The sequence below is a fragment of the Paenibacillus sp. FSL R5-0923 genome (genome assembly GCF_038009145.1).
Classification (GTDB): Bacteria; Bacillota; Bacilli; order Paenibacillales; family Paenibacillaceae; genus Paenibacillus_AQ.
Window position 1 is genome coordinate 3,727,840 of the sequence record NZ_JBBPAT010000001.1, and the last position, 13,500, is coordinate 3,741,339.

Below are 13,500 nucleotides of genomic sequence, written 5' to 3' on the forward strand. Positions count from 1 at the left end.
AAAGGGGATAGAGAACATGAAAAAATGGCTGGTTACCACACTTGCCTTGGTTATGACAGCTTCACTTGCATCGGGCTGTGGTGGCAATAATGGTTCTACCGGTAAAGAGTCCGGAACTGCAAGTAAACCTGGAAGCAGTGATGTGAAAAAGACGGAGCTTACCTTCTGGGGGGATTGGGGCGGTGAGGGGCAGAAGCAATTTGAGACCATGGTTGATGCCTTTAATAAATCGCAGGATAAGATTCATGTAAAGTATGTGCTGCAGCAGGATATGATCACGAAGTTCCTGACTTCCGCAACCAATGGCGGCACTCCTGATGTGCTGTTTTGGGATCGCTGGAGAACTTCATTGTATGCTCCAAAAAACGTCCTGCATCCGGTTGACGAATACTTAACGCGTGACGGTATCTCCAAAGATGACTTCTACAGCGAATCCCTTCGTGAGCTTTCATACGATGACAAATTATATGGGCTGCCGCTTACCGTAGATGCTCGTGCTCTTTTCTATAATAAGAAGCTGCTCGCAGATGCAGGACTTCAGCCTCCAACAACATGGGATGAGCTAGAGGCGGCTGCTACGAAGCTCACCAAATGGAACGGCAATAAATTGGAAATTGCAGGTTTTTCAATGGGGGATTTGGGGCTTTTTAATATGTATCTTCAACAGGCTGGCGGTACCATGCTTACGGAGGATGGAAAGACCAATTTTAATAATGATAAAGGCAAACAGGTGCTAGAGTTCTGGGATCGCCTGATGAACAAAGATAAGGTGTATAAAGTAGGGTTTGAGCTTGGACTTGGGGAAGGGCAAGATGCTTTTGTCACAGGCAAAGTTGCTATGTTATATTCCGGTCCGTGGATGCTCAGCACTTATAACAAATATGGTAAAGATCTAGATTATGGAATCGTACCCCCTCCAGCTGGACCAAACGGGGATAAAGGCAGTGTTATGGGCGGATTTGGTCTGGTGATTCCAGAAGGCTCTAAACATAAGGAAGAGGCGTGGGAGTTCATTAAATGGTGGACAGCGAACAAGGATAACGCATTGCTCTGGGCCAAGACCAGTCTGAATCTGCCTGGCTATAAGCCGTCTATGGAAGATCCATTCTTCAAAGATGATCCTAAGTGGCAGCCGTTTCTAGAAACACTGGAGTTCGCTAAGGTTCGTCCAAACCACCCTGGCTATTCCGTGATGGAAACCGACGCGTTGGCACCCAATTTGCAGCTAAACCAGCAGAACAAGCTGAGTATTGACGAAACCTTGAAGAAATCACAAGAAGAAGGCGACAAAATGCTTAAGGATAATGAGGTAGTGAAGTAATAAGTAAGACATTTGAAGTAATGGGGAGGTTTTGCCTCCCTTTTGCTTAGGAGGGGGTAGCTGAAATGGCTTCCATCAGAAAGCTAGAGAAACATCAGGCGCGGACGGCTTATCTGTTTATTACACCCACGATATTGTTGTTTACAGTTTTCACGGTCATCCCCGTGGTAATGGCTCTGTATTTAAGCTTTACCAATTACGATGTACTTAGTAGAAATGATTGGATCGGTTTTGATAACTATCGCCGTTTGATAGAAGACAGTTTGTTATGGAAAACATTCCGAAATGTATTTTTTTATTCGATCATTTTCGTTCCGCTAAATATCCTGATTTCGCTGCTCCTCGCGATTCTACTTAGTCGAAGCTGGCGTGGGGTGAAGCTGTTCCGCACTCTGAATTATCTGCCAACTCTTACATCCGCCGTTGCTGCTGCTACCGTTTGGATATGGCTTTTGCATCCTGAATTTGGTTTGGTTAACGGATTGTTGTCCTATGTTGGGATTACAGGTCCAGCTTGGTTATCCGAGACCCGAACGGCGATGTTGTCCATTATTATGCTTACACTCTGGCAGTCGGTAGGTTCTAATATGATTATCTACTTGGCAGGTCTGCAAGGTGTGCCTGACTATTTGTATGAATCCGCAAGGCTGGACGGTGCCAATAAACTGGATTGTTTCCGGTATATTACTTGGCCGCAACTACGTCCTACGACCTTTCTAGTCAGCACGATGGCAATCATTGGTGCGTTACAGTTGTTCGACCAAGCTTTTGTGCTGACGCAGGGTGGTCCGGCGAATATGACGAAAACTCCGGTTTATCTGATCTATCAACAGGGCTTTAATCAATTACAAATGGGGTATGCGTCTGCACAAGCTTTTGTGCTTGCTGTGGCGATTCTCATATTCTCACTTATAAACATGCGGATCACAAAGGCGGAGGAGTCCATTGTATAAGCCGGGCTTGTCATGCAGAAAGGGGATAGAGGTATGGATGCTAGTGGAAGTTCGTTATTAAAAAGACGCTTAAGTAAATCTATTTATTATATAGTGTGCATTGTTATTGCAATCGTAATGTTTTTACCTTTCTATTGGAGTGTTCTTACATCTTTGAAGCCTGACGAAGAGATATTCGCCATGCCCATTCGGTGGTTTCCTTCACATTTGACCTTAGAGCATTATCGTAAGGCGTTTACAACGGTTCCATTTGCCCTCTTTTTCTGGAATTCACTTGTGCTTGCTGTAGCGGGTGTACTGGCGAATCTGTTTTTTGGTTCGATCAGTGGCTACGCATTCGCTAAGTTGAATTTTAAGCTCAATAAGCCAATATTCCGCGTGCTGCTAGCGGCGATGATGATACCGGGCATAGTGACGATGATCCCTACAGTTTATGTCATGCGTCATATTCCATTTTTCGGTGGTAACGATATTTTTGGCAGTGGTGGGAACGGGTTGATGAACTCCTTCTGGGGGATTATTCTTCCGGGAGCTTCAGGAACTTTTGCTGTGTTCTTTATGCGGCAATTCTTTCTTACCCTACCTAGTGACATGATGGAAATGGCCCGCATCGAAGGCTGTGGAGAGTTTAAGATATTTTGGCGCATTTATTTGCCGCTGACCAAACCAGCGCTGGCGACTTTAAGCATCTTTACTTTTCAAGCGGGCTGGAACAGCTTCCTATGGCCCATGATTGTACTGAATGACCCGGATAAAGCAACGATCCAGATGGGACTTCAAGCCTTCTCCTATAATTTCCAAACGGATTACGGTCCAATGATGGCTGGTGCGCTTGTTGCGATTCTGCCGATATTGGTGCTCTTTCTGGCACTTCAGCGTTATTTTGTGCAGGGGATTGCATTCAGTGGCATAAAAGGTTAATTCAATAAAAATCGAATCAGGGAGAGAGTTTATATGAACCAATTGGAGATCGGGATTTGGGAGGAGCGGGCGAATCAAGCACAAGCTGCGCTGGATTCATTATTCTGGAATGATGCGATCAAAATGTACAATATAGAAACACCTTGTCCAAACGGAGAATGTAATACCATTTTTCATTATTGGTGGATGGCTCATGCTGTGGATGTATTGGTAGATGGATTACAGCGAACTAGAGAGGAATGGTATGCCGAACGGCTTTCCGCGCTTCATGAAGGTCTTTTGCGACGAAATGGGGGAGTGTGGCCCAATGAGTTGTATGATGATATGGAATGGATGGCTCTCGCGTGGCTCCGTGCCTATCAAGCAACAGGAGAGGAAGTTTATAAAGATACAGCCCTTCTTTTATGGGAAGACATTCAGACAGGCTGGAACGAGCATATGGGTGGTGGGATCGCTTGGCAGAAGTCACAGTTGGATTATAAAAATACACCTGCCAATGCACCGGCAGCTATACTGGCGGCTCGTTTGTATCAAGCCTTCGGTAAAGCTGAGAATCTAGAATGGGCGCTAAAAATTTATAGATGGCAAAAAGAGCATCTGGTAGACCCGACGACGGGTTTTGTATGGGATGGCATGAATCGCACGGGCAATGGCCAGATCGATAAGGATTGGAGATACTCCTATAACCAAGGCATCTATATTGGCGCAGCTGTAGAACTCTATCGTATCACTAAGGACTCATCCTATTTGGAGGATGCTCGATTAACTTTTTCCGCTGCTGCTCATGAGCTTGCTGAGGCTAAGGGCGGTGTACTTCCAGACGAAGGAAATGGAGATTCTGGATTGTTCAAAGGAATCCTGATTCGGTATACGGCAGAATGGGTCAAAGCTGATGTCGCAGCTGTTGAAGCTGTCGATTTTCTGCGTAGGAATGCTGAATCTCTCTGGGAGCAAGGAAAGTCAGAGGACGAAGCTTTGTTTGGCACAGATTGGACTTTGTCATCTACTGGTGTAATTCAGCTCAGCTCCCAGCTTAGTGCAATGAAGTTATTGGAGAAGATGGCTGAATTAACTAAGGATCAGATTTGAGGTGAACTTTTAATGACACAAGCAAAAGAAGCCCTAAAAGCGCTTAACTGGCAGGAAAGGTCGGAGTGGTTCCAACAATGTCTAGAACGTAATTATTATAATGCGGAGACGGGGATCATGAATCAATGGTATCCCAGAGAGTATAACGTTGCAGGTGAGAATTTTTATTACTGGTGGCAGGCTCATGTCATTGATATTCTAGTGGATGGCTACGAGCGTAGCGGAGATCCTGCATATTCACTGAGAATCAAGGAATTGAGTGAACATCTCCAAGCTTATAACGGTGGGACTTTCAGGCATAATTACTATGATGATATGGAATGGACGGCATTGGCGCTGCTACGAGCTTATCGGGCAACTGGATATGAAGCCTACTTAGACGCTGTGCTAGATCTATGGGAGGATATAAAATCAGCTTGGAATGAACATTTTGGAGGCGGTTTGGCCTGGAAGAAGGATCAGCTCGATTATAAAAACACACCTGCCAATGCACCAGCCGTCATTCTAGCAGCTAGGTTATATGAACTTTTTCAAAAGCAGGAGGATCTGGAGTGGGCACTCCGTATCTATGAATGGAGCAAAACATATTTAGTGGATCCTGCGACTGGTTTTGTGTGGGATGGAATGAACAGACTCGGGGATGGCCAGATCGATTTCGATTGGGAATTTACTTATTGTCAGGGAGTGTTTCTAGGTGCGGGCTTAGAGCTGTATAAGAATACGGGGGATGTCCATTACTTAGAAGATGCGAATCGAACTGCTAATACATGTATTGATCGTCTATGCGATCCGATGAATATGATGTTGCCTGATGAAGGCATCGATGATACTGGATTATTCAAAGGGATTCTGATTCGTTATCTGGTTCAACTTTGTGGAGAGGTTCCTGAGGCTAGCAGGATTCGTGAGGTAATCATGGCCAATGCTCAGCAGTTGTGGGAACAAGGTCTGGATAAACAGTTGGGTCTTTGTAGTCCATCGTGGGAATTGAAACCGGAGCTTCCGGTTCAACTGAGCATTCAACTCAGTGGCTTGATGTTGCTGGAAGGGGCCGCTGTACTCATGGAGAAGTAACTTAAAGGCGTATAAAGAAGCTTCTCTTTTTAAATGGTGCATTGATCTTCCATTTAAAAAAGAGAGGCTTCTATTTTGTTGTTTTAAATTAATCGTTTATCTGTTAGAAAATCCGATGTTTCCAACCATTCAATTTAGCGACAGCTTCAATATAATAGTAGTCTCCATAGATCAGCGATACATCGATAAAGGAAGTGCCGCTGCCCGTTCCATGCAATAAAATCGCTTCATACTTTGGCTTCTCCCAAGTCGCGTAATTTCCGGTCAGTGAGTGGAGAATTCGCTCCGCTGCATTAGCGTAGAGGCTTTTTTCGCCTACAGGTACGATCGCTGCAAGCTCTAACAAACCTGAAGCGGCGATAGATGCCGCAGAGCTATCTTTGAACATCCGTTCGTCATCCGCTAGACGGAAATCCCAATAAGGAACTTGATCCTCAGGTTTGATGAAGCCGTACAGCCCCCAAGCCGTTCCACGGCTCCATGAGGATTCAGCTGAATAACCTTGACCGCCAAAATTCTCAATATATGCCCCGGTCTCCGCATCGAAAGATAGAATATGTTTGGTTGATCCATCCTCGCGAATGCCATATTGGATCGTCGTCTCTGCATGGCTAATAGCAATATGCTTATACCGTGGATCACCAGTTACTTTGCTGGCCCAGAATAGTAGAGAAATATTCAACATGCAGTCTATAATTACCCGGCCGTATTTATCTTCATTCCATGCGCGGATGAATTTGCCTACAGGATTATAGCGGGCAGCGAGGAAATTCGCCGCTTCAATCCCCCTACGCAGGGCATCTTCGTCACCCGTAATCGTATGTTTGATAACAGCCGTCGGAAGGAATTGAAATCCTACATCGTGATGCATCTCAACCGTTGGTTTGATAAACCATTCTTCCAAGGTTCCGTCCCAATGCCAAGCGGCTTCCTTGTATAAGTCTTTTCCAGTCATATCATGCATGATCCAGAGGCCTGTGGTCCACCAATCTGAACCAATATCATCAAATTTTCCATCTTTCCCTGCAAAATGTGGGCATTTGTCACCAATCTGCTCTACCATCTGTTCTACTTTTGTGTCGAGTCTGCACATAAGCTCTTGCCAATAGGATGATGTCATAATTACTGCCTCCAGTGTGGTGGTTAAGATATTATGAGTATAGCTTTCCTAGTGGCTGAAAAGTTTTGTTTTGATACAATGAAATGTTTGAATATTGTCATGGTGTAGGGTTGGAGGATGGTGAAAATGTTGGCGTTAATTATTCTTTCTATATTTTAATGGCGTTGTTCCGAGGACTTTTTTGAACAAGTGATTGAAATAGGAGGCGTTCGGGAAACCGACAATGATTCCGATTTGCTCCACAGGCAGGTCTGTCGTTCCTAACAAGCGGCAAGCTTGTTTGATTCTCCGGGCTGTTAAATAATCCACGAGCCGTCCGCCGGTCTCTTGATGAAAGATTCTAGAGATATAGGATATGGACAAATGAATTTCCTCAGCCAGCTGATCCAGATTAACATCCTCATGATAATGCTCTTCGATAAAGCTGATTATTTTTTCAGAATAGCGCAAGGTCCGCCGTTCTCCTGATTGGAATATCTGCTGATCTCCAGTCTTGATACTGCTCAATAATTGAAGGATTAACATCGAAATGTCTTCGGTATTTTCGCTTGGATTGCTTTTTTTTATTGTGATCATATTGCTCCAGAGTCCACTCCACAATCTCAACACGATCTTCAAGATTAATGGCGCAATGCGTATTTTCCCCTCGCCAAAGTGTTGTGAATAAAGCTTTTCTTTTCGAAAAGCCCACTAGCAGGTTCTCCGCAACATGTGGATCAATATAGAAGATGGATCTTTCAAAAGGACAAGCGGGAGAGACCTCAGAATAGATCCGGTGCAGCTGATAGGGCTGGAAAAAGAATAACATCCCCCTGCGGATATCGTACATCTGCTGATTGACAACAACATTTCCCTGACCGCCATGCACGAACATGATTTCACAGCATTGATGCCAGTGATAATAACCTTTGTAATAGTCGTCTGTATATATTTTGTAATCCCAAACTAAGGGCTTATGTTCTACAAAAACAACGGGTTCGAATAGCTGCTTCATAGGCCCTCCAAGATGACAAAATACAAACATTTTTTTATTCCATTGTAACTTTAAGGGTTATGAAAGCGATACAATAAAATGAATTGAGTAATTCTATCGGGAGACAGGTCGCCATGTTAGATTACATAAACAGAAGGCCAGAATCCAGAATTCAAAATCTTAAAGCTGAACTCGACTTAAAAACTGCAAAAGTGCAGTTTTTATCAGTTAATTAGGTGTTGGTTAAGGATATTGCTGCAAATATACAGGAATATGACTCTAAATTAACCTTGGTTATCTATAAAATTAGTGAAAAACTGTATTTATGCAGGAAAACTCCTCCGTGGATGAATAAAGGACTTAAAAGATGTAAAATTGCAGGATTTCTACAAGCGGTTCATCGCGTTGGGCTGGAGTTCATACTTTACTACATATTTGCCTTCTGGTCCGGTTACAGGTGAGAGCACCCCTTTGGTGCAGAGGGAATGCAGCATTCGAACGGCTGATCGATGATTGATATTTAAATGAATCTCTACATCAATTGGGCGTAATGGGCGAGCAAGCGTATAGGCAAGTCGGATGATTTCCCGTTCCGCCACACTCTCCAGACTAACTGGAGAAGATTCTGACTGATATCGGCTAAGCAGCATTCGCAACAGTGTCATGCAAATCTCGGGACGACTAGCGACGTCGTCGTATGCAAATGAAATAACTTGAAATCCCATTGCAGATAAGAAGGTTTCTCTGTTCAATTCATTACAGTATTTATTTCTATCCATATCTCGAACATGTGGACCAAAACCTTTGATTTCGATGACTAGCTCACATACCGAGTGATGTATGCAAAGTCACAGAAATAGGATTGACCCCGCCAATCGAGCACTTCGAATTCTGGATGTAGATCGTCAAAATTCAATCGAAGAGACCACCAAACGTTGCGGCAAAATTGCTTCTCCGCTTCCCGATGTCCACGTTCCAAGCGACCTTTGCGTTCCCCTGATCTTTTTTGTAAATGGTATTGAATAAATGAAGCATGCGCCGTTTCGAAGTTCATCTTTAATCATTCCCCCTTAATCAACAAAAGAACGTCCCGATCCATTCAAAAAGGAATGAATCGGGACGTTCTTCGTCTCGTACATTTAATTATAGTTAAGATTCTATTAGTTGACCAGACGAATAGGACTTTAAAACTTCATAAATCAGTAGCTTGATTTCCGCATTCTTTTGTTGATTACTAAGAAGGGGATTTGAGTGGCTTTAATATGAAAATGATGATGGAATGTACAACTTTTATTTAATATGTGATACAATTAAATTGCACACTAATTAAATTAAGGGGAGTTAATTAAATGATCATAGCAGGTAATATCATGGTAGGTCTCGTTGCGTTAATACATATTTATATTGTCTATCTGGAAATGTTCGCTTGGTCAAAGCCCAAAGGGCTTCGAGTTTTTGGAATGACGCAGGAAGTTGCGGATGCTTCTAAAACTCTAGCAGCGAATCAAGGGTTGTATAATGGATTTTTAGCAGCTGGTTTAATTTGGGGACTGGTTCATCCGAATGTGAATTTCGGCCACCAAGTTGTAATCTTTTTCCTCTGCACTGTTATAGTGGCGGCGATTTATGGTGCACTGACGGTGAAAAAATCTATTTTGTTTATGCAAGGCCTTCCAGCTTTCATCGCTTTAATACTAGTAGTTTCGACTTATTTTCCTGTGACTTAAGCAGAAGTGGCAACTAACTGTTTGCGAGCAATACCCTTAAAAAAAGTTAATCCAAATTAAAAAAAAGGCTGTTTCCCGGCAGGTAATTACCTGTCAGGGAAACAGCCCTTTTTATGTCTTACGTCTTCACGAGGGGAAGAGCTACTTATTGAATAGAGGCAGCATAAATCGCTTCGACAGATTTGGAGAGGAGTGCGTTAAACTCTTCGTCTGACTGCCCGGAACTTAATCCTTGCGATAAAGCACGTGAGAAGCTGGCGATTAATCCTTGATTATGGGCGAGCTTATCGTTGGCCTCAGCTTGAGTGTAACCGCCGGACAAAGCGACAATTCTTAAAACGTGAGGATCGTCCATTAACTCGCGGTAGAAGTTATTCTCCGTGGGTATGGAGAGCTTAAGCATGACCTTTACGTCTTGGCCCAGCTTAGACAATTGAACTGAAAGTTCTTCTTTTAACAGCTTTTCCGACGCTGTTTTATCAGCAGAATGGATATCAACCTCAGGCTCGATAATCGGAACCAGTCCCGCTTCTAAAATTTGCTTGCCGACTTCAAACTGCTGTTCAACCACTTTTTTGATGCCGGAAGGATTGGCTTCTTTAATCACCGAGCGCATTTTCGTTCCAAAGATATTCCGTTCGTTGGCCCGCTTCAGAAGATCACTTAAGCCGGGAATTGGCTTCATGAGCTGTACCCCGTTTTCTGGCTCGGCAAGTCCTTTATCGATTTTCAGAAATGGGACAATGCCTTTTTCCTCCCACAGATAATCAGCAGTATATTTTCCGTCGATGAGACGGTCCATTGTGTTCTCAAATAAGATTGCACCCAGTATATTCTTCGAATCAAATGCAGGGCTTTTGATAATGCGCGTTCGCATCTCGTGAACCATTGCATACATTTGATCTTCATTGGAGTAGCTGTCCTCTTTAATGCCATATTGCAGCAGCGCTTTAGGTGTACTTCCACCACTTTGGTCCAAGGCAGCTATAAATCCCTGTCCCGTCCGAATTCGATCCCATTGCTTCATATTCATGAAAAAATCTCCTTCCTTTCGTAAACTGAATGGAAATTCATGCGTTCTTTAATTATAACACTTAAAATACTGGCCTTAAACAAGAGGCAGGGTGAACAAGGAGGTAACCGTCCTACATGAAGTGGTAGCAAGCAAAGAATTAAGGACTTCTGAGTCCGTTTCAACCAAGGAGATCAGCGCGAGTTGACGTAAAGGACTGCATTGCAGCTATTTGTTTAGTTGGCGCATTTTTGAGAGAAATCGGACTGTATAGCTCTTATCATCTCTCCGAAGCGTACTCTGATAATCTTCCTCGAAGATGACCTTTTTTATGCTTAAAAATCTAAGTTGAGATTAAAAGCAAGATCGATTTGTAATATTTTATGGACGTAGTCCATTTCAAAATGATCAATTACTTGAAGTTAGTTTGAAGATACGAGCGAGCACGAGTAAAGGTGACGACTGGAAATTTTATTCTTGTTACAAAGTGGCTGTTGTGATGATTTTCTAATCGGAGGGTGTGGATGGGATTTGGCTAAAGCCGTACTGGGATTGAGATTTTTCTTTAATCAACGTGAATATCCGAGTAATTTAATGCGAATGATCCAATACTATTTTCTTTGTGACATTAATCATAATTACCAATTCATAGCTTTGTGAAAATAATAACTTTTCGTAAATGTCGAAATGAGGTTGACGTATGAAAATATCAGTCGTATGATTGATTCTACTGAGTATGTTAGTAATTAAAAGTAAGTATATAAATAATGTATAACAACAGGAGGAATGAAAGTGGAATCATCAACATTTGTGCTATTCGGCGCTACAGGAGATTTGGCAAAACGTAAAATCTATCCTGCACTATATAACCTCTTTTTAGATGGTCAAATTTCAGGTCCTCTTTCTGTGATTGGATTAGGGAGAAGAGAAGTTTCGAACGAAGCCTTCCGTAAGCAAGTACTGCAATCCTTACAGACTTTTTCTAGACAACCAGCCGTTGACTCACCGCAATTGCAGGTGTTCTTGGAGGCTTTTGAATATAGCGTACTAGACGTAGGGAATACCGAAGATTACTCCAAGCTGCTGGAGCATGTTAAACGTCGCGAGCAGTTGTTCAATATTCCGGAGAATCGGATGTTCTATTTGTCTGTGGGTCCTGAGTTCTTCAAGGAAATCGCAGCTAATATTCACTCAAGCGGTCTGGGTTCCACGAAAGGCTGGAAGCGTCTGATTATTGAGAAGCCTTTTGGCACAGATTTGAAATCAGCAAGAGAGCTGAATGATAGCTTGAATGCCGTATTTACTGAAGAAGAAATCTTCCGGATTGACCACTTCCTAGGTAAACCGATGGTGCAAAATTTAGAAGTTCTGAAGTATTCTAATCCAGTGCTAAGAGCGCTGTGGAAAAATAGATATATCGCGAATGTTCAAATTACGGCGAGTGAGACTGTCGGCGTTGAAGAGCGGGCAGGCTATTATGATAAAGCTGGCGCACTTCGTGATATGTTCCAGAACCATATGCTGCAGTTGATGATGATGATGGCAATGCAGCTTCCTAAAGGCAGTACACCTGAAGAAATCCGTGGGAAGAAAATATACGTCATGGAGCATCTTATTCCAATTAGCAAAGATGAGGTTAATAAACATGTTGTCCGTGGACAATATACAGAAGGTGAAATCAAAGGGAACCCTGTTGCAGGTTATTTGAATGAGCCAGGCATTAACCAATCCTCGCAAAATGAGACGTTTATCGCAGCGCGTTTATTTATAGATGATCCGCTCTGGAATGATGTACCTTTCTATGTTCGTACTGGGAAGAGAATGAAGGAGAAATCCACACGTATTGTTATTGAGTTTAAAGAACCGTTTAATGATAGTAATAACTTGAACAAAGGAAATGACGTACCCAATTTACTGATTATCGAGATTGGACCGAATGAAGCCATAACGCTACAACTTAACACGAAAGATCAGCTGCAAAAAGGAAAGCTTGAGCCTGTCCGCGCTACTTATGAAGCGGGTACTTCAGATGTTCCGGAAGCCTACGAGAATCTAATCTTCGATGCACTTCGTGGAGATGCTACCTTCTTCGCACACTGGAGAGAAGTAGAACTGTCTTGGCAGTGGGTTACACCTATTCAGGAAGCGATGGAAGAGGGGCTTATGCCACTTCACACTTATGCTTCAGGTTCATATGGTCCAGATGCGGCTATGGAGCTATTGGGTGAGGATCGCTGGTGGTTCGATGAGGCAGATAAGGAGACAGAAGTTCTCTCTGCTCAGGCAGAAGTTGCAGCAACAGAGGAATCTATACGGCCAGGGGCGTAAGCCCCTGCCTGTTTTTTTTACCAATTTTGGAGAAATTACATCATAAGAGTCTATATATCGGAGGGGAATTACATGAAAGTAGGATTAGTTGGATTAGGAAAAATGGGCTTCAATTTGGGCCAGAATTTGCTGGATCATGGACATGAGGTTGTTGCATTTGATTTGAATGCACCTGCTGTAGAGGAAATGAAAGCTAAAGGTGCCAGTGGAGCAGTAACGCTCCCTGAGTTGGTACAACAATTGGAAACGCCTAGAATCATTTGGATTATGGTTCCACATCAGGTTGTGGACTCTGTCATTACTGAGATCACACCTTTGTTATCAAAAGGAGATATCGTCATTGAAGCTGGGAATTCGCACTATAAGGAATCGATTCGCCGATATGAGCAATTGAAGGAACATGGAATCAACTTCATGGACGCAGGTACGTCCGGAGGGATGGAAGGAGCGCGTAACGGCGCTTGTTACATGGTTGGTGGAGATCCTGAAGCTTGGGAGGTTGTGGAGCCCATCTTCCGTGATACGGCTGTGGAAAGCGGCTTTTTATATGCCGGCAAAGCTGGTAGTGGCCATTTTCTAAAAATGGTTCATAACGGTATCGAATACGGCATGATGGCTGCCATCGGTGAAGGCTTTGAGGTGCTGGAAAAGAGTGAGTTTGATTATAACTTTGAGGAAGTCGCCCGGGTGTGGAATCATGGTTCTGTCATCCGTTCTTGGCTGATGGAACTGGTTGAACGTGCGTTCTCGAAAGATGCTAAATTGGATGAGATCAAAGGGATTATGCACTCCTCCGGAGAAGGCAGATGGACGCTCGAAACCGCATTTGATCTGCAAGCTGCAACTCCAGTGATCGCGATGGCGTTATTAATGCGCTACCGTTCACTTGAGACAGATACCTTCACTGGTAAAGTAGTGGCTGCACTTCGGAATGAATTTGGTGGACATGCCGTTGAAACGAAGTAATTAATGTTAATCATTA

At 43.3% G+C, this 13,500-nt stretch carries 14 protein-coding genes; 8 read left to right on the forward strand and 6 right to left on the reverse strand.

From position 1 onward, the window contains the following. Window positions 1–16 precede the first annotated feature (16 nt). The 5 genes from MKX35_RS16640 to MKX35_RS16660 all read left to right on the forward strand — a co-directional run bounded on the left by MKX35_RS16640 (window position 17) and on the right by MKX35_RS16660 (window position 5,358). On the forward strand, window positions 17–1,321 hold the full coding sequence (locus tag MKX35_RS16640) for an ABC transporter substrate-binding protein (protein WP_076298807.1): 1,305 nt from the start codon (window positions 17–19) through the stop codon (window positions 1,319–1,321). 65 nt (window positions 1,322–1,386) lie between these two features. After that, window positions 1,387–2,274 carry a carbohydrate ABC transporter permease gene (locus MKX35_RS16645; protein ID WP_076298808.1) on the forward strand — a complete coding sequence of 296 codons (888 nt, stop codon included), beginning with the start codon at window positions 1,387–1,389 and terminating at the stop codon, window positions 2,272–2,274. A gap of 33 nt (window positions 2,275–2,307) precedes the next feature. Beyond that, entirely contained in the window at window positions 2,308–3,195 is an 888-nt protein-coding gene (locus MKX35_RS16650) for a carbohydrate ABC transporter permease (protein WP_076298809.1), read from the forward strand. Window positions 3,196–3,228: 33 nt separating this feature from the next. Continuing rightward, on the forward strand, window positions 3,229–4,284 hold the full coding sequence (locus MKX35_RS16655; protein ID WP_076298810.1) for a glycoside hydrolase family 76 protein: 1,056 nt from the start codon (window positions 3,229–3,231) through the stop codon (window positions 4,282–4,284). Between the two features lie 12 nt (window positions 4,285–4,296). Next, window positions 4,297–5,358 (forward strand): glycoside hydrolase family 76 protein, encoded by a 1,062-nt coding sequence (locus tag MKX35_RS16660; RefSeq protein ID WP_076298811.1) that lies wholly within the window; start codon window positions 4,297–4,299, stop codon window positions 5,356–5,358. 103 nt (window positions 5,359–5,461) lie between these two features. Here the strand turns inward: MKX35_RS16660 and MKX35_RS16665 are convergent, their stop codons facing one another. From MKX35_RS16665 to MKX35_RS16685, 5 genes are all read right to left on the reverse strand, one after another. Then, window positions 5,462–6,478 (reverse strand): glycoside hydrolase family 88 protein, encoded by a 1,017-nt coding sequence (locus tag MKX35_RS16665; RefSeq protein ID WP_076298812.1) that lies wholly within the window; start codon window positions 6,476–6,478, stop codon window positions 5,462–5,464. A 135-nt stretch (window positions 6,479–6,613) separates the two neighbouring features. Next, on the reverse strand, window positions 6,614–6,928 hold the full coding sequence (locus MKX35_RS16670) for a helix-turn-helix domain-containing protein (RefSeq protein WP_076298813.1): 315 nt from the start codon (window positions 6,926–6,928) through the stop codon (window positions 6,614–6,616). Continuing rightward, window positions 6,915–7,472 (reverse strand): AraC family ligand binding domain-containing protein, encoded by a 558-nt coding sequence (locus MKX35_RS16675; protein ID WP_076298814.1) that lies wholly within the window; start codon window positions 7,470–7,472, stop codon window positions 6,915–6,917. Before MKX35_RS16675 ends, MKX35_RS16670 begins: the two co-directional genes overlap by 14 nt. Before the next feature lie 365 nt (window positions 7,473–7,837). After that, on the reverse strand, window positions 7,838–8,203 hold the full coding sequence (locus MKX35_RS16680) for a hypothetical protein (protein WP_341044377.1): 366 nt from the start codon (window positions 8,201–8,203) through the stop codon (window positions 7,838–7,840). A gap of 65 nt (window positions 8,204–8,268) precedes the next feature. After that, window positions 8,269–8,505, reverse strand: coding sequence for a hypothetical protein (locus MKX35_RS16685; RefSeq protein ID WP_305953476.1), 237 nt, complete (start codon window positions 8,503–8,505; stop codon window positions 8,269–8,271). 295 nt (window positions 8,506–8,800) lie between these two features. Between MKX35_RS16685 and MKX35_RS16690 the strand changes: the two genes are divergently transcribed. Beyond that, window positions 8,801–9,178 (forward strand): DUF1304 domain-containing protein, encoded by a 378-nt coding sequence (locus MKX35_RS16690; RefSeq protein ID WP_042188986.1) that lies wholly within the window; start codon window positions 8,801–8,803, stop codon window positions 9,176–9,178. A 145-nt stretch (window positions 9,179–9,323) separates the two neighbouring features. Here the strand turns inward: MKX35_RS16690 and MKX35_RS16695 are convergent, their stop codons facing one another. Next, window positions 9,324–10,211, reverse strand: a complete 888-nt coding sequence (locus MKX35_RS16695) for a fructose bisphosphate aldolase (RefSeq protein WP_076298815.1) — start codon at window positions 10,209–10,211, stop codon at window positions 9,324–9,326. A 771-nt stretch (window positions 10,212–10,982) separates the two neighbouring features. On the opposite strand from MKX35_RS16695, the gene zwf reads away from it, so the two are divergent. Together zwf and gnd are read left to right on the forward strand one after the other, a co-directional pair. Then, on the forward strand, window positions 10,983–12,518 hold the full coding sequence (zwf, locus tag MKX35_RS16700) for a glucose-6-phosphate dehydrogenase (RefSeq protein ID WP_076298816.1): 1,536 nt from the start codon (window positions 10,983–10,985) through the stop codon (window positions 12,516–12,518). A gap of 72 nt (window positions 12,519–12,590) precedes the next feature. Next, window positions 12,591–13,484 (forward strand): phosphogluconate dehydrogenase (NAD(+)-dependent, decarboxylating), encoded by an 894-nt coding sequence (gnd, locus tag MKX35_RS16705; RefSeq protein ID WP_076298817.1) that lies wholly within the window; start codon window positions 12,591–12,593, stop codon window positions 13,482–13,484. Window positions 13,485–13,500 lie beyond the last annotated feature (16 nt).

Coding starts and splice junctions, on each gene's coding strand:
- MKX35_RS16640 (WP_076298807.1), top strand. CDS start 17: ATGAAAAAATGGCTGGTTACCACACTTGCCTTGGTTATGACAGCTTCA.
- MKX35_RS16645 (WP_076298808.1), top strand. CDS start 1,387: ATGGCTTCCATCAGAAAGCTAGAGAAACATCAGGCGCGGACGGCTTAT.
- MKX35_RS16650 (WP_076298809.1), top strand. CDS start 2,308: ATGGATGCTAGTGGAAGTTCGTTATTAAAAAGACGCTTAAGTAAATCT.
- MKX35_RS16655 (WP_076298810.1), top strand. CDS start 3,229: ATGAACCAATTGGAGATCGGGATTTGGGAGGAGCGGGCGAATCAAGCA.
- MKX35_RS16660 (WP_076298811.1), top strand. CDS start 4,297: ATGACACAAGCAAAAGAAGCCCTAAAAGCGCTTAACTGGCAGGAAAGG.
- MKX35_RS16665 (WP_076298812.1), bottom strand. CDS start 6,478: ATGACATCATCCTATTGGCAAGAGCTTATGTGCAGACTCGACACAAAA.
- MKX35_RS16675 (WP_076298814.1), bottom strand. CDS start 7,472: ATGAAGCAGCTATTCGAACCCGTTGTTTTTGTAGAACATAAGCCCTTA.
- MKX35_RS16685 (WP_305953476.1), bottom strand. CDS start 8,505: ATGAACTTCGAAACGGCGCATGCTTCATTTATTCAATACCATTTACAA.
- MKX35_RS16690 (WP_042188986.1), top strand. CDS start 8,801: ATGATCATAGCAGGTAATATCATGGTAGGTCTCGTTGCGTTAATACAT.
- MKX35_RS16695 (WP_076298815.1), bottom strand. CDS start 10,211: ATGAATATGAAGCAATGGGATCGAATTCGGACGGGACAGGGATTTATA.
- gnd (WP_076298817.1), top strand. CDS start 12,591: ATGAAAGTAGGATTAGTTGGATTAGGAAAAATGGGCTTCAATTTGGGC.